Annotated in this window: 14 protein-coding genes; 10 read left to right on the top strand and 4 right to left on the bottom strand. The window is 66.6% G+C overall.

Annotation, left to right across the window (positions count from 1 at the left end; genetic code table 11):
- The first annotated feature begins 99 nt into the window (after positions 1-99).
- The 3 genes from ACZ1JV_RS10700 to ACZ1JV_RS10710 all read left to right on the top strand — a co-directional run bounded on the left by ACZ1JV_RS10700 (position 100) and on the right by ACZ1JV_RS10710 (position 5,335).
- Positions 100-2,886, top strand: a complete 2,787-nt coding sequence (locus ACZ1JV_RS10700; RefSeq protein ID WP_465151548.1) for a TonB-dependent receptor — start codon at positions 100-102, stop codon at positions 2,884-2,886.
- 162 nt (positions 2,887-3,048) lie between these two features.
- On the top strand, positions 3,049-5,115 hold the full coding sequence (locus ACZ1JV_RS10705; protein WP_465151549.1) for an MGH1-like glycoside hydrolase domain-containing protein: 2,067 nt from the start codon (positions 3,049-3,051) through the stop codon (positions 5,113-5,115).
- Positions 5,116-5,179: 64 nt separating this feature from the next.
- Entirely contained in the window at positions 5,180-5,335 is a 156-nt protein-coding gene (locus ACZ1JV_RS10710; protein WP_465151550.1) for a hypothetical protein, read from the top strand.
- 332 nt (positions 5,336-5,667) lie between these two features.
- Here ACZ1JV_RS10710 and ACZ1JV_RS10715 read toward each other — a convergent pair whose 3' ends face one another.
- Entirely contained in the window at positions 5,668-7,731 is a 2,064-nt protein-coding gene (locus tag ACZ1JV_RS10715; RefSeq protein WP_465151551.1) for a protein-disulfide reductase DsbD family protein, read from the bottom strand.
- Positions 7,732-7,829: 98 nt separating this feature from the next.
- Between ACZ1JV_RS10715 and ACZ1JV_RS10720 the strand changes: the two genes are divergently transcribed.
- Both ACZ1JV_RS10720 and ACZ1JV_RS10725 read left to right on the top strand, forming a co-directional pair.
- On the top strand, positions 7,830-9,527 hold the full coding sequence (locus tag ACZ1JV_RS10720) for an alkaline phosphatase family protein (protein ID WP_465151552.1): 1,698 nt from the start codon (positions 7,830-7,832) through the stop codon (positions 9,525-9,527).
- Positions 9,524-10,768 (top strand): FAD-dependent monooxygenase, encoded by a 1,245-nt coding sequence (locus tag ACZ1JV_RS10725; RefSeq protein WP_465151553.1) that lies wholly within the window; start codon positions 9,524-9,526, stop codon positions 10,766-10,768. Before ACZ1JV_RS10720 ends, ACZ1JV_RS10725 begins: the two co-directional genes overlap by 4 nt.
- A gap of 209 nt (positions 10,769-10,977) precedes the next feature.
- Here the strand turns inward: ACZ1JV_RS10725 and ACZ1JV_RS10730 are convergent, their stop codons facing one another.
- Genes ACZ1JV_RS10730 through hemC form a run of 3 tightly spaced genes read right to left on the bottom strand, consistent with a single transcriptional unit; the run spans position 10,978 to position 13,575 of the window.
- Positions 10,978-11,868 (bottom strand): hypothetical protein, encoded by an 891-nt coding sequence (locus ACZ1JV_RS10730; RefSeq protein ID WP_465151554.1) that lies wholly within the window; start codon positions 11,866-11,868, stop codon positions 10,978-10,980.
- Positions 11,869-11,917: 49 nt separating this feature from the next.
- Positions 11,918-12,625 carry a uroporphyrinogen-III synthase gene (locus tag ACZ1JV_RS10735; protein WP_465152544.1) on the bottom strand — a complete coding sequence of 236 codons (708 nt, stop codon included), beginning with the start codon at positions 12,623-12,625 and terminating at the stop codon, positions 11,918-11,920.
- Entirely contained in the window at positions 12,622-13,575 is a 954-nt protein-coding gene (hemC, locus tag ACZ1JV_RS10740; protein WP_465151555.1) for a hydroxymethylbilane synthase, read from the bottom strand. The genes ACZ1JV_RS10735 and hemC overlap by 4 nt, the downstream gene beginning before the upstream one ends.
- Before the next feature lie 61 nt (positions 13,576-13,636).
- On the opposite strand from hemC, the gene tsaD reads away from it, so the two are divergent.
- The 5 genes from tsaD to ACZ1JV_RS10765 all read left to right on the top strand — a co-directional run bounded on the left by tsaD (position 13,637) and on the right by ACZ1JV_RS10765 (position 18,711).
- Entirely contained in the window at positions 13,637-14,671 is a 1,035-nt protein-coding gene (gene tsaD, locus ACZ1JV_RS10745; RefSeq protein ID WP_465151556.1) for a tRNA (adenosine(37)-N6)-threonylcarbamoyltransferase complex transferase subunit TsaD, read from the top strand.
- Positions 14,668-15,681 carry an NAD(P)H-dependent glycerol-3-phosphate dehydrogenase gene (locus ACZ1JV_RS10750; RefSeq protein ID WP_465151557.1) on the top strand — a complete coding sequence of 338 codons (1,014 nt, stop codon included), beginning with the start codon at positions 14,668-14,670 and terminating at the stop codon, positions 15,679-15,681. Before tsaD ends, ACZ1JV_RS10750 begins: the two co-directional genes overlap by 4 nt.
- Positions 15,678-17,201, top strand: coding sequence for a lipopolysaccharide biosynthesis protein (locus ACZ1JV_RS10755; protein WP_465151558.1), 1,524 nt, complete (start codon positions 15,678-15,680; stop codon positions 17,199-17,201). Before ACZ1JV_RS10750 ends, ACZ1JV_RS10755 begins: the two co-directional genes overlap by 4 nt.
- Before the next feature lie 9 nt (positions 17,202-17,210).
- Positions 17,211-17,930, top strand: a complete 720-nt coding sequence (locus ACZ1JV_RS10760) for an OmpA family protein (protein WP_465136380.1) — start codon at positions 17,211-17,213, stop codon at positions 17,928-17,930.
- A 157-nt stretch (positions 17,931-18,087) separates the two neighbouring features.
- Entirely contained in the window at positions 18,088-18,711 is a 624-nt protein-coding gene (locus ACZ1JV_RS10765) for a hypothetical protein (protein WP_465152545.1), read from the top strand.
- The last annotated feature ends 65 nt before the right edge of the window (positions 18,712-18,776 follow it).

Raw genomic sequence — 18,776 nt, forward strand, 5'->3', positions numbered from 1 at the left:
ATCGCTTTTCCGCTTGCGCACGATTAGTCCGACTAATAATTAGTCAGAGTAATCGGAAGGGGCATGGTATGGGCCAGCCCCACATGGGAGGGTTGATCCATGGCGCTTAAGCCATTTGCTTTCTGCACGGCATCCGTTCTCGCGCTCGGCCTCGCCAGCGTCGCTCAGGCACAGGATGCGGCCCCGCAGACCGCCGCTGACGATGCCGCCGCACCCAGCAGCGAAGACATCATCGTCACCGGCGTCCGCGCCTCGATCGTCGGCGCGCTCAACGTCCGCAAGAACAACATCCAGATCGTCGATTCGGTCGTCGCCGAAGACGTGGGCAAGCTGCCTGACAACAACGTGGTCGAAGCACTGCAGCGCGTCACCGGTGTGCAGGTTACCGACCGCGCCGGCGGCGAAGCGGCAACCATCACCATTCGCGGCCTTTCCGACCCGCTGACCACGCTGAACGGTCGCAACGTCTTCACCGCGACCGGCCAGTCGTTCGCGCTGCAGGACATCTCGGCCAACCTCGTCAAGCAGATCGACGTCTACAAGACCCGCTCGGCCGACCAGATCGAAACCGGCCTTGCCGGCCAGATCGACGTGAAGACCCGTCGCCCGTTCGATTTCGACGGCTTCGCGATCTCGGGCCTCGTGCGCGGCATCTACAATGAGCAGGCCGACAGCTATAACCCCAACGTCGCGCTGCTGGTCAGCGACCGCTGGGAAACCGGGATTGGCGACGTGGGCCTGCTGGTCAACGGTTCGTGGAGCAAGACCAAGTACCGCAACATGTCGACCACGGCCGGCGCCATGGTGCCGTTCGCGACGGAAACCCCGCCTGCCGGTTCGGGCCTTGCCCCGCTGGAGCGTATTTTCTCGGGCTGGCAGCCGGGCCTGAACTACGGTCTGCCGACCGCGCCGGGGTCGACGATCAACTACAACGGCGTTGACGTTCCCTATTACCTGTCGCGCGATGCGGCCTTCTCGTCCGACCTTTATGGCGAGCGTGAGCGTCCTTCGTTCAACGTCGCCCTGCAGTGGGCGCCGAACTCCAGCTCGGTCTACACCGCCGAAGTGTTCTATGCGGGCTTCCGTGGGCACACCTTCAACTCGCTGCAGTTCAGCTTCGTCGACTATTGGGCCGATCCGCAGGCAGTCGAGCTTTATGACGGCACCAACATCGTCAAGTCGCGCGTCGCCAACGACGTCTATGGCTTCAACAGCGGCGATTATTCGACCAACCGTACCGACAGCCTTATCTATGCGCTGAACGGTCAATGGGATCTGGGCGATCGCGGCAAGATCATCGGCGACGTCGCCTACCAGACCAGCACCAACAAGACTTCGTTCATCGCCATGCGTACCGATCGCGTGGCGGATCAGATCGCGGTCGATTTCAATGCTGGCGGCGGCATTCCGTCGTACCACTTCAACGACGATTCGCAGCTGACCGATCCCAGCCAGTGGAACGTGGCGCAGCTGTACGACAATGCCAGCAAGGACAAGGGCAGCGCCATCACCGGCACGCTCGATGGCTACTACACCTGGGACGAAGGCTTCATTCGTCGCATCAAGGCGGGTATGCGTATCGACGACCGCAAGGCGTCGAACTACGTCCGCACGCAGGATGCCGCCGGTCTTGGCGTGCCTCTGTCGTCGTTGCCGGAAGAAGCCTGGTTCACCAACTCCGGCTTCATGAAGGGCATTGCCGACGTGCCGCGCAGCTGGGTGCTCCCGAAGGGCAGCTGGGTGCACGATAACGCCGACTATGTGCGCGGTCTCTACGGCCTGCCGACCTCGGATGCGCTCTCGCTGGCGAAGACCTTCGACATCGACGAAGTGACCATGTCGGCCTACGTCATGGCAGACGGCGAACTGTCGATCTTCGGCCGCCCGCTGCAGCTTGAAGGCGGCGTGCGCTATGTCTCGGTGACCACGAATTCGAACTTCTACGACCGCTACAACAACGGCGCTCTCACGAAGTCCGGCGCGCAGTCGGAAAAGTTCCTGCCGAACTTCACCGCCCGTTACGAGATCACGCCGACCCTGCGCCTGCGCTTCAACTATGGCGAAACGCTGCGTCGTCCCAACTTCGCGGATATCAACCCGAACTACTCGCTCACGGGTGACCTTACCAATGTCGGTTACGGCAGCGGTTCGGCGGGTACGGCGAACCTGAAGCCGACCCACTCGAAGAACTATGACCTTGCGCTGGAATGGTACTTCGAACGCAACAGCGGTATCTTCGTGACGGGCTTCCGCCGCGAGATCCAGGGCCTGGTCGTGCCGCTGACGGTGATGGAACACATCCCCAACAACGGTATCGTCGCCGGTGCGACCGACAACTTCGCAATCACCCGTCCGGTGAACGCGTCGAACGGCGTGCTGAAGGGTGTGGAAGTGGGCGTGACCTACTTCCCGAACTACCTGCCCAGCATCCTGAACGGCCTTGGCTTCCAGGGCAGCGCCACGGTGCTCGATTCGAAGCAGAACATCCCGCTGACGGACTCGGCCGGCAACATTACCGGCGAGAGCACGTCGCAGTTCTTCAACGTTTCGAAGTTCTCGTACAACGCGACGCTCGCTTATGATCGTGGTCCGTTCAACGCCCGCGTTTCCTACGTCTGGCGCAAGGGCTTCCTGCACAACAACGAAGCTCGCCTCTTCGCCAACCCGATTGGCGTCTGGTACCAGCCGGAGGAGAGCCTCGACATGCAGCTGACCTGGAACGTCACCAAGGACATCGGCCTGACGTTCGACGCGACGAACCTGACCAAGTCGAAGCAGCAGAACTACTACAAGTTCGACAACGTGGGTAATGCCCAGCAGTTCAACCTGGGTACGCTCCAGCTGGCGCGCACCTTCGCGCTGGGCGCCCGCTTCACCTTTAAGTAAGACGTACCAGCAACCCGCGGCGCATCGCCATTCCGCGTCGCGGGCTGCTTCGGGCGGCCGGTTTTCCGGGGTTTCCTCTCCCAACACGCCCCGGGGACCGGCCGCTCTTGTTTTTTCTGATTGATGGCTGCCAGACGCTCGCCGGACCATGAAAGGGTAACGATGCGCGGAAATCTACGGACGATCCTTGCCACCGCGGCGCTTCTTGCCACGGCGGCCAGCCCGCCGGTTGCCGCCCCGACCGTCCCCGCTTCGGCCAGTCGCAAGGCTCCTCCAAAGCTCGATATCGCCGCCATCGCCAAGGCCCGCTTCGGCAATGACGCCGCCTGGTATCAGCAGCGCATTCCCTTCTTCGAAAGCGCCGATCCGAAGATCGATGCGGTCTATTACTACCGCTGGGGCCTGTTCCGCGCGCATCAGCGCGATCTTGGCGCGCAAGGCTACATCACCACCGAATTCGCGGACGATGTGGGCTGGCAGCGCGAACCCTTCGCCAGCCTCAACGATGCCAGCGGCTTTCACATCGCCGAAGGGCGCTGGCTGAACGACCGCCGCTTCACCGACGACTACGTCAACTTCATGTACGAAGGCGGCAACGACCGCCACTTCACAGACTACATGGCGGACTCGGTCTGGGGCCGTTACCTCGTCGACGGCGACAAGCAGGCGCTGCTCGCGCATCTCAAGACGATGCGCCACGTCTACCGGCTGTGGGACGAGAAGTTCGACTTTTCCAAGGGGCTCTACTTCGTCGAGCCGCTGCTGGATGCGACCGAGTACACCGTGTCCTCGATCGACGCATCGGGCGGCAAGGACGGGTTCCGGGGCGGCGATTCCTTCCGCCCCTCGATCAACAGCTACATGTTCGCCAATGCCCGCGCGCTTTCGAAGATGGCCGAACTGGCCGGCGACACTGCGATGGCGCAAGAATACGCCGAGCGGGCCGGGGCGTTGAAGGCGCATGTGCTTCAGGACTTGTGGAACCCATCGCTGGGCCACTTCGCCGACCGCTATCAGGTCAATAACGAGTTCGTGAAGTACTGGGACCCGATCCGCAATCGTGAGCTGGTCGGCTATCTGCCCTGGATGTTCGACATGGTGCCGGACGATGGCAAGTACGCCTCGGCATGGTCGCACCTGCTCGATGCCAATGGGCTGGCGGGCAAGGCTGGGATGCGCACGGTCGAGAAGGGCTACGAATACTACATGCGCCAGTATCGCTACCTCGGCGACGCGCGTGAGTGCCAGTGGAACGGCCCGATCTGGCCTTATCAGACGACGCAGGTCTTGGCCGCCATGGGCAACCTGCTGGACCATTACGACGATCACGGCCCCGTCACCCGCAGCGACTATATGCGGATGCTGCGCCAATACACGCAGCTGCATTATCAGGGCGGCAGGCTGGATCTGGAAGAGGACTACGATCCGGAGACGGGCAAGCCCATCGTCGGGCTCGACCGCAGCCATCACTACTTCCACTCGGGCTACAACGACCTGATCCTGACCGGTCTTGTCGGCATCCGCCCGCGCGCGGACGACGTGCTGGAAGTGAACCCGCTGCTGCCCGCTGCCGGCGATGCGCAGGCCTTGAACTGGTTCCATATCGAGCGCGTGCCCTATCACGGGCACGAGGTTTCGGTGACCTGGGACGTGGACGGCAAGCGCTATGGCCGCAAGGGGCTGACGGTCTCCGTGGATGGTGCGGAAGTGGTCCATCGCGACGATCTCGGCCGAATCGAGGTGCCGCTCGCACGCAAGGCCAATGCGCCGATCGTCCGCGAGACCAACCTTGCGGTGCAACTGGTGCGCGGCAATTTCCCCAAGGCGTCGGCCTCGTCCAGCACCGAGGCGGAGAACCTGCACGACGCGATCGACGGCCGCGCGTGGTTCTATCCGGAGCTTCCCAATGGCTGGGATTCTGCCGCCGGGAAGCTGGACCAATGGTATGCCGTGGACTTCGGCAAGCCGGTCACGCTGGGCAGCGCCGAACTGGCGTTCTTCGCCGATGGCGCAAAGTTCGCCGCGCCGCGCAAGGTTGTGGTGGAGGCATGGGTGGACGGTCGCTGGCAGCAGGTCGCTGCCCCTTCAACCGCACCGCTCGCCAATGGCGTGACGCGGCTTTCGTGGGCGCCCGTCACGGCGGAGCGCCTGCGTGTGACGATGACACCGGCCAACGGCAAGGCCATGCGCCTTGCCGAGATCAAGGCCTTCGCGGGTGGAAAAATTTAACCTTACTTACGTGTAAACCCCTGTTCGAAAATCGGAATTAACCGCGTTTTCGGACTATCCGGGCATGTCGCACGGATACCCATTCGCATCGCTGGTCGCTGGAACTTCGCTGTATATCGACCTGTCGGTCGTGATACCCGGCTGGCTGGCGGGGGTCGTGGCGGTGCACGTGGTTTGCGCGGTGCTGTTCACCGGCCTGCTGCGGCACGAGACGCGGTAGGGCGATCCGTCAGAACACCAGCGCGGCAAGTCCTGCCCAGCAAACGGCGGATACTCCCGTCGCCATCGCCAGCCCAAGCAAGGGATAGCGCTTCTCGCGCCGGTCAGCCGAGATGGGAGATCGCGTGCGGGAAACGGTGGCGCGGCAAAGGGGTTCGCTTCGGTCCGGGGGGAAGAGGATAGCGGCATGATACATGGGGGGATTCCTCGATCGGTTTTCACAGGTCGACTTGGAATACGTCCCTGAATGCCACCATCATATCTCAACTGATTTGGTGGACAATACGGTGAGCGCCGTATTTCGGCGATTTTTCGTCGCGCGGCGCGCTCGGTTCACCTGCTGGCGGCGTTCGCCAGCAGGTCTGGGGTCAGCACTTGCGGCAGTTGCTGTGCCTTCCCGTCGCGCCCGTACCACATGTAGAGCGGCACCCCGGCGGCGCCTTGCGCGGTGAGGTAGCGGGTGATTTCCGGATCGCGGCGCGTCCAGTCGCCGCGCAGCACGACGACGCCGGCCTTGTCGAACGCGGCCTTGGTTTCGGCGCGTTCGATGGCGATTTCCTCGTTCACCTTGCAGGACAGGCACCAGTCGGCGGTCATCCACACGAAGACGGGCTTTCCGGCGGCGCGGGCATCGGCCAGCGCCTTTTCGCTGAAGGGCTTGGCACCAAGGATGGAATCGATCGCGGTGGTGGGTGCCACCGGCTTGGGCAGGACGACGAGTGCGAAGACGGCGATGGCCAGCGCAATTGCCGCTGCCGGTCGCGACGAGCCGCCCTGGCGCTGGGTGCGCCCCATCACGAAGAGCGCCGCCAGCACCAAAGCGACGCCGAGCAGGGCTGCGCCAACGAACCACGGTCCGCCGACTTGCCATGTCAGCCATGTCAGCCACAGCGCGGTCAGGCCCATCGGCAGGGCCAGCCAGCGGCGGAACGTCACCATCCAGGCGCCGGGGCGCGGCATGCGGCGGCGCAGCGGCGGAATGAAGGCGATGGCCAGGAACGGCAGCGCGATGCCCACGCCCAGCGTCGCGAAGAGCGCCATCGCCGGCAGCACCGGCAGCAGCAGCGCCGCGCCCATGGCGCTCGCCATGAACGGCCCGGTGCAGGGCGTCGCCACGAAAGCGGCGAGCAAGCCGGTGACGAAAGCACCCCGTGTGAAGCTGGAGGGCGATCCGCCCGAGACGAAGCCCGGCACGGTCAGTTCGAACAGGCCCAGCAGGTTCGCAGTGATCGCAGCGGCCAGCAGCAGCAGCGCGACCACGACCAGCGGCTCCTGCAACTGAAAGGCCCAACCCACTTCCTGACCACCCGCGCGAAGCGCCAGCAGCCCGCCGCCGAGGCCGAGGCAGGCGACGACGACGCCCGCCGTATAGGCCAGCCCCTCGATCCGGGCATGGGCCTCGCTCTCGCCCGCGCGGGCAAGGCTCAAGGCTTTGAGGCTGAGGATCGGGAAGACGCAGGGCATCACATTGAGCAGCAGCCCGCCCGCCAGCGCGGCCAGCAGGAGCAGCGGCAGCGGGGCGAGGGCTGGGGCATTGCCCGCGTTGCCAGCCAGCGGCGTGCCGCCGGTCGGCACCGTGCCGGGCTTGGCGGAAAAGGCGATGCCGTTGCCTTCGCCGTCCAGCCGCAGCACGCCGGTCAGCGCGGAGGCACCGCGCGCGTCGATCTTGGCGCGGGGGATGGTGACGATCAGCTTGTCACCGTTCCACGCGAAAGTCTGCGTCGCGGCATAGTCCACCAGCTTGTCCTCGCCCACGAAGACATGCGGTGATGCCAGCGGCGTGGTGGCGGGCAGGGGGATGGCGATGTGCAGCGCCTTGCCATCGAGCGAGAACGTGGCGCTGGCATCGAGCGGGGCGGGCAGGCGGCGCGTCCATTCCGCAAAGCGCGCATCGGGTGCAGAGGCTTTGGCGACGACCGGCACTTCCACGGCAAGCTCCGCGCGTTCGGGCACGCAGATCTGCTCCGTGCAGGCCAGCCACTGGGCGGCGACGCGGATCGGAAGGCGGCTGCCCGGCGCGGCATCGGCGGGCACGGTGATCGGCACCAGCACGGCATAGTCATGTTCGAACACGTGGTTCATCAGGCCGGAGACGACCAGCGTCTGCGGCACCGGATAGCGCGGGGTGCCGGCCTTCGCGCCGGCCGGCAGCGTCCAGTTCAGCTCCATGCCAAGGCCGGCATCGCCGGGGTTCGACCAATAGCCGTGCCAGCCCTTTTCGGGCGTCATGTGGATGGCCACCGCAGTCTCGCTGCCCGGTGTGGCGGGGGCGGCCACCAGTTCGGCGGCGATATGCGGAGTCGCCCCCGATTGCGCCTGCGCGGCGAACGGGATCAGAAGCAGCACCAGCAATTGACACAGGACTGTCACGGAGAGTCGATAGCGGCGCGTTTTCATGAAACTCCCGTGGGTTGGCCGAGGGTTGCGTCGATCCGGTGATCCGGCCCATGCAGCATCTGCGCCCAACGCCTCCAGATTTCAAGGAAGACCCCCCGATGCGCTTTCTCTCCGCCTCGCTCGCTTCGATGGCCATGGCTCTTGTCATGACCGCGCCCGCCATGGCGAAGGATGCGCCCGCTGCCACTATCGCCCCCAGTCTTGCGATGCCGGCCGTGACCGAGCAGGTGCCGCAGACCGCACCGAAGCTGGTCGTGGCGATCTCGGTAGACCAGTTCTCCGCCGATCTCTTCGCGCAGTATCGGGAGCACTATTCGAAGGGCTTCACCCGCCTGCTGCAAGGCGCGGTCTTCGCGCAGGGCTTCCAGTCGCACGCCGCGACGGAGACCTGCCCCGGCCACTCGACCTTGCTGACCGGCGTGCATCCCGCCCGCACCGGCATCACCGCGAATTCCTGGTACGTGCCCGGCATCGGCCGCGCGGAGAAGGAAGTTTATTGCGTGGAGGATGAGAGCGATCTCAAGTCCACGCCCGATGTTCCGGTGGTCAGCCCCAAGCACCTGCTCGCGCCCACCTTGGGCGATCTGATGAAGAAGGCCAATCCGAAGACGATCAACGCGGCCGTCTCCGCCAAGGACCGCGCGGCGGTGATGATGAGCGGGCATGATACCGATGCCGTCTACTGGATCGGCGAAAAGGGTTTCACCACCTTCGCGGGTCGCCGCATTTCCAAGGCGGTGGAGACCGAGAACGCCGAACTGACCCGCCGCATCGCTGCCGGTGACGGCCCGCTGGCGGTTCCGGGCTGGTGCGGCAATGTCGACCGCGCGACGCCGATCGGCGATTTCACCATCGGCACCTACCGCTTCCCCGCCGGAGCCGGCGACTACAAGAGCTACGTCAACGGTCCGCGCATCGACACCGCGACGGCCGAAATGGCGGTGCGCATGGTGGACGAGCTGGGCATGGGCAAGGACGCCGTGCCGGACGTGCTTTCGGTCAGCTTCTCGGCCACCGACAAGGTCGGCCACGCTTTCGGCACCGAGGGCGTGGAAATGTGCGTGCAGATGAACGTGCTGGATGAGGCGCTGGGCTATCTGTTCGACCAGCTCGACGCGCGCGGGATCGACTATGAAGTCGTGCTCAGCGCCGACCATGGCGGCTTCGACGCGCCGGAGCGCCAGCAGCTGCGCGGCAATCCCGATGCCGTGCGCATCGATCCGGCGCTCAGCGCGAAGGCTCTCGCCGCCGCCGTCTCGCATGATACCGGCGTGACCGTGAAGAACGGCCCGCTGTTCTATGGCGCGGGCGAGGCGGGCAGCGTCTGGCTCTCCGCCGAACTGACGCCCGAGCAGAAGGCCAAGGTGATCCCGGCGCTCGTCGCCCGGCTGAAGGCCAATCCGCAGATCGCGGCGGTCTATACGCAGGACCAGATCATGCAGTGGCCGGAGCCCAAGGGCCATCCGCAGGACTGGACGATGGAGCAGAAGGTCCGCGCCTCGTTCGTGCCGGGCCGTTCGGGCGAAGTGCAGATGCTGACCGTGCGCGGCGTGGTTCCCGGCAAGGCCTCGCCCGGCAAGGTGGCCACCCACGGCAGCCCGTGGGATTACGACCGCCGCGTGCCGATGCTGTTCTGGCGCAAGGGCATGACCGGCTTCGAACAGCCGAACCCGGTGGAGACCGTGGACATCGCGCCCACCCTTGCCGCGACGGTGGGTTTGTCCGCGCCTGCGGGCACTTGGGACGGAAGGTGTCTCGACATCGACGCGACGGAGGCCGATAGCTGCCGTCGATGAACGACTCGGCAGCAAGGCTCGATACAGCGGCGGATCGCCGCGACCTGATCATCCTCGGCGGCGGTCTCGTCGGCATGACGCTGGCGCTGGCTGCGGCCAAGGCGGGGATCACCAGCCACGTGATCGACCGCGCCGATCCGGCGGACCTTACGGCCGAAGGCGCGGACGGTCGTGCCTCGGCCATTTCGACCGCCAGTTGGAACCTGTTCACCAACATCGGTCTGGCGCCGGCGCTGAAGGGGCTTGGCTGCCCCATCGATTCGATTGCCGTGACCGATGGGATGAAGCCCGGCCGGATCGACTTCACGCCCAAGCCCGACGAGGGCACTTTGGGCCGCATGTTCGCCAACCGCGATTTGCGCATCGCCCTGTTCGATGCGGCCAAGGGCGAGCCGAACATCGCCTGGCATGTGAAGACCGAGGCGGTGCGCCGCGATCGCGGCCCGCACGGCGTGGAAGTGGAACTGAGCGACGGGCGCGTGCTGAAGGCCAGCCTGCTGGTCGCCGCCGAAGGCCGCCAGTCGCCCACTCGCGACGAGGCCGGCTTCGCGCTCGCCAAGTGGGATTACAAGCACCGCGCGATGGTGACGGGGCTGTTCCACGAGAAGTCGCACGACAATACGGCCTGGGAAATCTTCTATCCCGCCGGCCCGTTCGCGCTGCTGCCGCTGCTCGACGATGCCGAAGGGCGCCACCGCAGCGCGCTGGTCTGGACCGTTTCGGAGAAGGATGCCGCCGGCGTCATTGCCATGAGCGATGCCATGTTCGTGAACGAGGTGGAGAGCCGCATGCAGGGCGTGCTGGGCAAGATCTCGCTCTCGGCCCCGCGCATGAGCTATCCGCTGCGCTTCCACCACGCCGGCCATGTGATCGACGATCGCCTCGCGGTGATCGGCGATGCCGCGCACGGGATGCACCCGATTGCCGGGCAGGGCCTCAACCTTGGCCTGCGCGATGTGGGCGCGCTGGTGGAGGTGCTGACCGAAGGCATGCGCCTCGGGCTGGAGCCGGGCGATATGCAATTGCTCAAGCGTTACGAGAAGTGGCGCAGCCTCGATGCCTTCATGGTCATGTCGGTGACCGATGGGCTGACGCGCCTGTTCGGCATTCCCGGCCGTCTGCCCAGCGCGGTGCGCCGGCTCGGCATGGGCGCGGTGCAGCGCCTGCCGACGCTCAAGCGCTTTTTCATGGATGAGGCGCGGGGCATGTCGGGCAAGCTGCCGGAATTGCTTCAGGGGTAACGACGGGGGCGTTCAGCACCCCGCCCGCCGCGTTCAGCACGCGGCCCGCGATTATCGACCCAAGCCAGCGCAACAACACGCCGTCGTCCCCGCGAAGGCGGGGACCCCGCTTGTTCTTGAGACGTAGCGGGAAGAAAGCGGGGCCCCCGCCTTCGCGGGGGCGACGAAGTTTTCTTGGAATCTTTGAGGTTGGACGCGTGGTGCCCGCCTCACTCCTCCCCGGTCGGCTCCGGCGTCGGCGAAGGTTCGCTGCCCGGCGTCGCCAGCGGACTCTGCTGGTTGACGGCGGCGCCTGTCGAATCCTGCAGACGGTGCGATTCCAGCATCGCCGTGGTTTCCAGCAGGTCCAGCGCCTTTTGCGTATCCTGATAGCGGCGCGCGTCGGCGATCCAGGTGTCGGCCGCCTGCGCATTGGGCAGGCGCTCCACTTCGCTGATCGCATTGGGAATGCGCCGCGCCGTCACCATCAGGCGCGCGCGGTCGATCCGGGCGGTGGGCGAAAGCAGCGTCGATGAATCGCGATGGACGGTGAAGAAGTTGGAAAATTCGGCCTTGGCCTTCTGCCACAGGCTCTCATCGCTCTGCTTTTCCCTCAGTTCGGGCGAAAGCGCTTCCAGCCGCGCGGAAAGCTCGTCCAGCGTTACCGGGTTCTTGGAAAATTCGATCACCGTTTCCACCGCCTGCGGCTGGGCATTGGTGAAGCGCAGGCGAAGCTGGTCGGCCACATAGGCCAGCGGCTCGCCGCGATCGATCATGCGGCGCGCGGCGAAGGCGATCAGCAGCCCCTCGGCGCGGGCGGCGTTGCCGGAAGCCGCGTCCGTCTGGAAATCGATGCGCGAAAGGCGATCCTCGATCAGCGCCACGCGCCCTTCCACCGAACTGAGCGCGGCCATGTCCTGCGGCGAGGGCGCGCGGGCGGGAAGCGGCGCGGCGGCCTGCGGGGCGGGGGTCTGCACGGCAGGCGGGTTCGCCTCGTGGCCGGGCAGCAGGCGATCGAAATAGCCCTCCTGCGCGCCCCACAGGGCCAGGGCACCCCCCAGCAGGAAGGCGAGCAGCGCAACGAAAACCGCCCCGGCGCGGGAGCGCGGGCGGTGTGGCATCAAGGAAGGCTGCGAGGTCAGGTCCTGCATCACGCTCGTTTCTGTAAGATCACGATCCCGGCGTAAAGCCTTGGCACAAGTCGCGGGCCAAGGCCAGCAATGCGGCATCGTTGGGTTCGGGGGCAATGGCGACGGCGGCCCATCCGGCGCCAGCCGCTTCGGCAATGCGCGGGCCGAGGGCGGCAAGGCGAATGGCGGCACGGTCGATCCCGGCTTGATCGCAGGCGCGGGCGAAATGGGCGGCGGCCTCGCCGGAATGGAGCAGCACCACGGCGGGATTGGCCAGCAGTTCGGCCAATTCGGCGGGCAGCGGCAGCGCCTCGCTGGCGTAGACCTCCCGCGTGGCGATCGAGAGGTCGTTCGGCACGTCCAGCACGATCCGTTCGCGCCCGGCCAGGCGCAGCAGGCGGCGGTGCGCAGGATCTATCCGACCCAGCACGCCCTGCAACCCGCCACTGCCGGCAAGCACCACGTCGAGGCCGGCCTCGCGCGCGGCTTCTGCGGTCCGCTCGCCCACGGCATAGGCCGGCAATCCGCGATAGAGATCGAGCGCCGGGCCGCCATGGCGCAGGGCATTGGCGCTGCCGAGCAGGAGGGCATCGACTGTCTCGCGCGCCACTGGCTGCCAATCGAGCGCGCGCACGGCGAACAGCGGGAACGAGAGGGCGCCCAGCCCCGCGTTTCGTGCCGCCGCGCAAGTCGCCTGCGCGCCGGGCTCGGGGCGGATGACGATAAGAGGGAGCGCGGTGGCGGTCAGCTCTCCGCTCCGACACCGGCGAAATGCACGGCAATGGCCGGAACCGCGCGGGCCAGCAGATCGGCGGCGAGAGCGGCCGGGCCTTTCGCGTCATGGGCTGGGAAGCGTGCTTCGCCTTCGACCTTTTCGGCTCCATCGGGGCTGTAGAGTGCCGCGCGCATGACCAGTTCGGCGCCTTCGTGGCGTGTCAGCACCGCGATGGGGCTGTGGCAATTGCCGCCGAGCCCGGCCAGCAGCGCGCGTTCGGCCTCTACGGCGGCGCGGCTGGGGGCATCATCGACTTCGGCCAGAAAGGCCATGGTGCGGGCATCGTCGGCGCGGCATTCGATCATGATCGCTGCCTGCGCGGGGGCGGGCAGCCAGTCGTTCTCGTCGAGCGGATGGCCGGTGCCGGTTTCGCCAAGGCGCTTGAGGCCGGCGGAGGCAAGGAAGGTCGCGTCGGCTTCGCCCGCCGCCAGCTTGGCAAGGCGGGTGGCGACATTGCCGCGGAACGTCACCACCTTGCAGTCCGGGCGGGCATGGAGAAGCTGGGCGGCGCGGCGCGGGGCGCTGGTGCCTACAATCGCGCCCTGTGGTAGCGCGCGGATCGATTCGGCGCCGACCAGCACATCGCGCACGTCTTCCCGCGGCAGAATCGCACCGATGGCGAACGCCTCGGGCCGGATCGTCTCGACATCCTTGGCCGAATGGACCGCGAAATCGATCTCTCCGCTCGCCAGCCAGGCGTCCAGTTCCTTGGTCCAGAGCGCCTTTCCACCGATTTCGGCGAGGGCCCGGTCCTGGATGCGATCGCCGCTGGCGGTGACGGCCACGATCTCTATATGCGCAACATCGATTCCATGCGCGGCAGCAAGCCGGTCGCGCGCTTCCTCGGCCTGCGCCATCGCCAGCGGCGAACGGCGGGTGCCAAGGCGGAAATGGGTCTCATGCGTTTTGGTTGGCGTCGTCATCGGCGGGTTGTGCTACCCGCCAATGTCGTCCAGTGGAAGGGCCGTTCAGGGTAATACGATAATGACCACGATACTGGGCATCGAAAGCTCGTGCGACGAGACTGCGGCAGCGCTGGTAACCAGCGACCGCACGATCCTTGCGCAGCGCATCGCCTCGCAGGACGAGGCGCACCGGCCTTATGGCGGTGTCGTGCCCGAAATCGCCGCGCGCGCCCATGCCGAGCGTCTTGCGCCGTTGATCGAGGCGACGCTGGCCGATGCCGGCATGACGCTGGACCAGGTGGACGCGATTGCCGCCACCGCCGGGCCGGGCCTGATCGGCGGCGTGATGGTAGGCCTCGTCACTGCCAAGGCGCTGGCCATGGCGACGGGCAAGCCGTTGATCGCGGTCAACCACCTTGAAGGTCATGCCCTCTCACCGCGTCTGGCCGATGGCGATCTGCAATATCCGTACATGCTGCTGCTCGTTTCGGGCGGGCACTGCCAGATCCTGCTGGTGGAAGGCGTCGGCAAGTTCCGCCGTCTGGCCACCACCATCGACGATGCGCTGGGCGAGGCTTTCGACAAGTCCGCCAAGCTGCTGGGCCTCGGTTATCCGGGCGGCCCCGCGATGGAGCGGCTGGCGCTGGAGGGCGATGCGAAGAAAGTGCCGCTGCCGCGCCCGCTGAAGGGTTCGGACGAGCCGCACTTCTCCTTCGCCGGGCTCAAGAGCGCGGTGATGCGCGCCAAGCAGTCGGGCCAGTACAGCGATGCCGATATCGCCGCCTCTTTCCAGCAGGCGGCGATCGACTGCCTGATCGACCGTACCAAGCGGGCGCTGGCTTCCGTTGATAAGGTCAATGCACTGGTCGTGGCGGGCGGTGTCGCCGCCAACAAGGCGATCCGGGGCGCGCTGGAAGCACTGGCTGCCGGGCATGATCTCGATTTCGTGGCGCCGCCGATGGCGCTCTGCACCGACAATGCAGCGATGATCGCCTGGGCCGGGGTGGAGCGTTTCGCACTCGGCCAGTCCGACCCGCTCGATGTCGCTGCACGGCCGCGCTGGCCGCTCGATCCCGAAGCCGGCGCCGTGCGCGGTGCGGGGGTGAAGGCATGAGCGCGCCTATCGGCGTGATCGGCGCGGGCGCCTGGGGCACCGCGCTGGCGCAGGCTGCAGCCGGAGACGGCAGCGAAGTGCTGCTCTGGACGCGTGAACCGGACCTCGCCGCGCGTATCAACGACACCCGCCGCAACGACGTCTATCTGCCCGCCGCCACGCTGGCGCCCGGCGTCCGGGCGACTTCCGATCTCGCCGAACTGGCCGCCTTGCCGGCGCTGCTGGCCGTCGTGCCCGCGCAGTTTCTGGGCGGCGTACTCGCGCAGCTTCCCGCGCTGGGCTTCACCGGGGCTCAGCGCGATCTGGTGCTCTGCGCCAAGGGGATCGAGGCCGGATCGGGCCGCCTGATGGCGCAAGTCGCCGCAGAGGCCGTGCCCGGCGCCGAGATCGCCGTGCTGTCCGGCCCGACTTTCGCGCATGAAGTGGCCGCGGGCTTGCCCACCGCTGTTACCCTCGCCTGTTCGGGCGGTCGTGCGCAGTGGGAGCGACTTTCGCCGCTGATCGCACGGCCGGCACTGCGGCCCTACTATTCCGACGACGTCATTGGCGCGGAAGTCGGCGGGGCGATCAAGAACGTGCTGGCGATTGCCTGCGGCGTGGTGGAAGGGCTCCGGCTCGGCCAGAACGCGCGCGCGGCGCTGATCGCGCGCGGCTATGCCGAAATGCTGCGCTTCGGCCTTGCGCGCGGCGCGCGGGCGGAAACGCTGTCGGGCCTTTGCGGCCTTGGAGACCTTGTGCTGACCTGTTCGTCCACTTCCAGCCGAAATTTCTCGCTCGGCCTTGCGCTGGGTGAGGGGCAGACCGCGCAGCAGGCGCTGTCCGGCAAGGCCACCGTGGCCGAAGGCGCCGCCACCGCGCCGGTGCTGGTCGATCTGGCCCGACGCGATGGCATTGAAATGCCGATTGCCGAAGCCGTCTGCCGCCTGCTGGAAGGCAAGGCACCCGCCGCCGAAGTGGTCAGTGGCATCCTCGCCCGCCCCCTGCGTGCCGAGCAGGAGCCGATTCTTTGACCGACGGCATTACCGCCCACGACGACGTCATCCGGCAGGAAAAAGAGCGCGACGATATCGCCGCGCTTGCCAAGGGCGGGCGGACGAACCTGTTCGGCTTCTTCCTTCGCCTAGCCGCGCGCATCCCGTTCCTGTTCATCGCCGGCCGCGCTTCGGTCTACGGCCCGGCCGCGCTGGGCCGTTTCGCCTCGGCGCTGGTGGTGATCGAACTCACCTCGATGATCTGCACGATGGGTGAAAAGCGCGGTCTGGCGCTGCGCCTTTCGAACATTGATGGCCAGACACAGCCGGCCAATGTGATTGCCGATGGCACGATTCTGGCCGTGCTGGCCAGCGTGGCGGCGGCGGTGTTCTTCTGGTTCGTGCCTGCACCGATGTTCCCGGGCGGCCACTATACCGAGATCGACCGCATGATGGTGATCGCCATCCCGCCGCTGACGATGACGGAAATCTGGCTTGCGGCGCTGGCCTATCGCCTGCGGGTGACCCCCACCGTGTGGTCGCGCGCGATTGTCGAGCCGTGGACGATCTCCATCCTGGCTGGCGCGATGATCTGGATCGCCCCGCACAGCGGCTTGTCGATCGCCTATATCGGCTCGATCTTTGCCGCCGCGCTCACCGCGTTCATTCCCTTCGTGCGCGAATATGGGCTGCCGCGAGGCTGGCGGCCGAAGCCGCGTGAGATGCGCAAGCTGGCGCTGCGTTCGGCGCCAATTGCGCTGGCGGACACCATCGAATGGGGCACGCGCCGCGTTGACCTGTTCCTGCTGGGCTTTCTGGCGCCGTCCTCGGCGGTCGGTGTCTATTACGCCGCGCAACAGGTGGCCAGCCTGCCGCAGAAGCTGAAAACCAGCTTCGAACCTGTGCTGGGCCCGGTGATCACCCGCAACCTGAAGGAAAAGGACTATGCCGCGATTGCCCGGCAGGTCTGTCAGGTGGGCTTCTGGATCACTGCCGCGCAGGCGGGGATCGCACTGGCGCTGGGGCTTCCGGGCGAGGGCGTGATGGGCCTTGTGGGCCGCGAATTCGTGGGCGGCACCGGCGCACTGGCGTTCCTGCTGGCGGCCGAAGTGGTGGCGGCCACGGCTGTCGTCAGCGAAGCGGCGCTGATCTACGTGGCGAAGATGCGCAACCTGATCGTCTCCATCGTCACCATCGGCGTGCAGGCGGTGCTGACCTTCGGCGGCATCCTGCTGATGCAGCACTGGGGCTACAATTCGCTCTATCAGGCGGCGACGGCGGCGGCGGCGCTGATGGTCTCGCTGGGCTTCGCCTCGCTGGTGAAATCGAACATGCTGGCCAAGTTCCTGGGCGAACCGATCAACAACTGGCGCTGGGCGCTGGTCTGGGCGGCGGTTCCGGCGGTGATCATCGGCTACCTCGCCACCGAATTCCTGCCCGAATGGGCGGAACTGGCCTTCGGCATTCCCGCGATCCTGGGATCCTATTTCCTGGTGATCTGGAAAAAGGCGTTCGGACCGGAAGACCGCAAGCTGTTCCAGAAGGCGAAGACGGCCTAAGCTGATCCCATGAATCCTCGCCGTGCTTCCATCGTCGCCGCCGGCGCCGCATTCAGCCTTGCCCTGTCCTTCATTGCCACCCGCATGGAAGGACCGGATTTCGTGCGCGGGCTTGAGCAGCAGGCCGTGGCCGTGCGCGATGCGGCGGGTGGGCGCGGTGTGGTGTTGAACTTCCGTGACCGCTACGGCTGGATCACCCGCCATCCGGTCCTGTCGGGCGGTCAGGGGCTGGACGACGCCACCCGAACACGCGTGGCCGCCGCCGTCTCCGAAGTGCCGGGGATCGGCGGGATCAGCTGGGCCGGGCAGGACAAGGGCTCCACCAAATTGCGCTGCCAGGACGATGTGGAGGCGATCCTCGCCACCCGGTCCATCCGTTTTACCGAGGCGAGCGCGCAGATCGATCCGGCCAGCGTGCGCCTGCTGGACGAAGTGGCGCAGGCGCTGCGCCCTTGCGTGGGCAGCATCATCGCGGTGACCGGCCATACCGATGCCGGCGGCATTCCGGAGGCCAACGTGGCGCTATCGCGCGCGCGGGCAGAGGCGGTGCGCTGGGCGCTGATCGGGCGCGGCATTCCGGCCGACGGGCTGCGCGCGACAGGCGTCGGCCCGAAATCGCCGATCCCCGGACTGGATCCGCACGACCCGGCCAATCGCCGCATCGAGTTTTCCGTGATCGCATCGGCCCCGGTAAAGCCGACGCCGATCGATACGCCTGGCCCCAGTTGATGGCCCAGCTGATGCTTCCGGGCACGGGAAAGACTATGAAAGGAGCCGCCCATGCCGCTATGGCTTGAAATGGCCGTTTCGGTGCTGCTGACCTACTTTGCGGGGTTCGGCATCGGCTGGCTCGTATGGAACCGGAAGGGATAGTTTCGTGCTGCAAATGATCCAGGCCAACTGGCTGGTCTTCATCGCCGCCCTGCTGATCGGCATCGTCGTCGCCTACTGGCTGTTTGCGCGGGCTTCGAAACCCGTCGCCCGCGATCGCCGGCCGGACGTGCTGGACGAAGGCGCCGCGCCCGCGCAGCGCAATCAAGCCCTGATAGACGATGCCCCGCCCGCCGCGCAGTTTACGGCGCCCGTGCATATCGATCCGCCGGCAATGGCCGGCACGATGGCCGGGATCGGCGAAGTGATCGCCGTCGCCGCGCAGGCCGAAGTGGATGACGCCCAGCCGCATACGCCGCCGCAGACCATCGCTGCCGAACCGGCTGAGGAACCGGCTCCGGCTCCTGCCGCCGCGCCGACGTCGCCGATCGTGACCGGCGCTACGGACGATCTGCGCAAGATCAAGGGCCTTGGCCCGAAGATGCTGACCCTGCTGAATGCGATGGGCATCACCCGCTACGACCAGATCGCCGCGTGGAGCGATGCCGATCTGGATGCGCTGGACGGCAAGCTTGGCGCTTTCGCCGGCCGCCCGCGCCGCGACAACTGGGTGGAACAGGCCCGGCTGCTCGCCAGCGGTGACACCGGCGATTACGAGGCGAAGTTCGGCAAGCTCTGATCGGCTGGCCTGGCAACAAAAAGGGGCCGTGCCTTCGCTGGCGCGGCCCCTTTTTCGTGGCTGGA

The organism is Novosphingobium sp. BL-S-19 (assembly GCF_055521675.1).

Coding starts and splice junctions, on each gene's coding strand:
- ACZ1JV_RS10750 (WP_465151557.1), top strand. CDS start 14,668: ATGAGCGCGCCTATCGGCGTGATCGGCGCGGGCGCCTGGGGCACCGCG.
- ACZ1JV_RS10710 (WP_465151550.1), top strand. CDS start 5,180: ATGTCGCACGGATACCCATTCGCATCGCTGGTCGCTGGAACTTCGCTG.
- ACZ1JV_RS10725 (WP_465151553.1), top strand. CDS start 9,524: ATGAACGACTCGGCAGCAAGGCTCGATACAGCGGCGGATCGCCGCGAC.
- ACZ1JV_RS10700 (WP_465151548.1), top strand. CDS start 100: ATGGCGCTTAAGCCATTTGCTTTCTGCACGGCATCCGTTCTCGCGCTC.
- ACZ1JV_RS10765 (WP_465152545.1), top strand. CDS start 18,088: ATGATCCAGGCCAACTGGCTGGTCTTCATCGCCGCCCTGCTGATCGGC.
- tsaD (WP_465151556.1), top strand. CDS start 13,637: ATGACCACGATACTGGGCATCGAAAGCTCGTGCGACGAGACTGCGGCA.
- ACZ1JV_RS10730 (WP_465151554.1), bottom strand. CDS start 11,868: ATGCCACACCGCCCGCGCTCCCGCGCCGGGGCGGTTTTCGTTGCGCTG.
- ACZ1JV_RS10705 (WP_465151549.1), top strand. CDS start 3,049: ATGCGCGGAAATCTACGGACGATCCTTGCCACCGCGGCGCTTCTTGCC.
- hemC (WP_465151555.1), bottom strand. CDS start 13,575: ATGACGACGCCAACCAAAACGCATGAGACCCATTTCCGCCTTGGCACC.
- ACZ1JV_RS10720 (WP_465151552.1), top strand. CDS start 7,830: ATGCGCTTTCTCTCCGCCTCGCTCGCTTCGATGGCCATGGCTCTTGTC.
- ACZ1JV_RS10715 (WP_465151551.1), bottom strand. CDS start 7,731: ATGAAAACGCGCCGCTATCGACTCTCCGTGACAGTCCTGTGTCAATTG.
- ACZ1JV_RS10760 (WP_465136380.1), top strand. CDS start 17,211: ATGAATCCTCGCCGTGCTTCCATCGTCGCCGCCGGCGCCGCATTCAGC.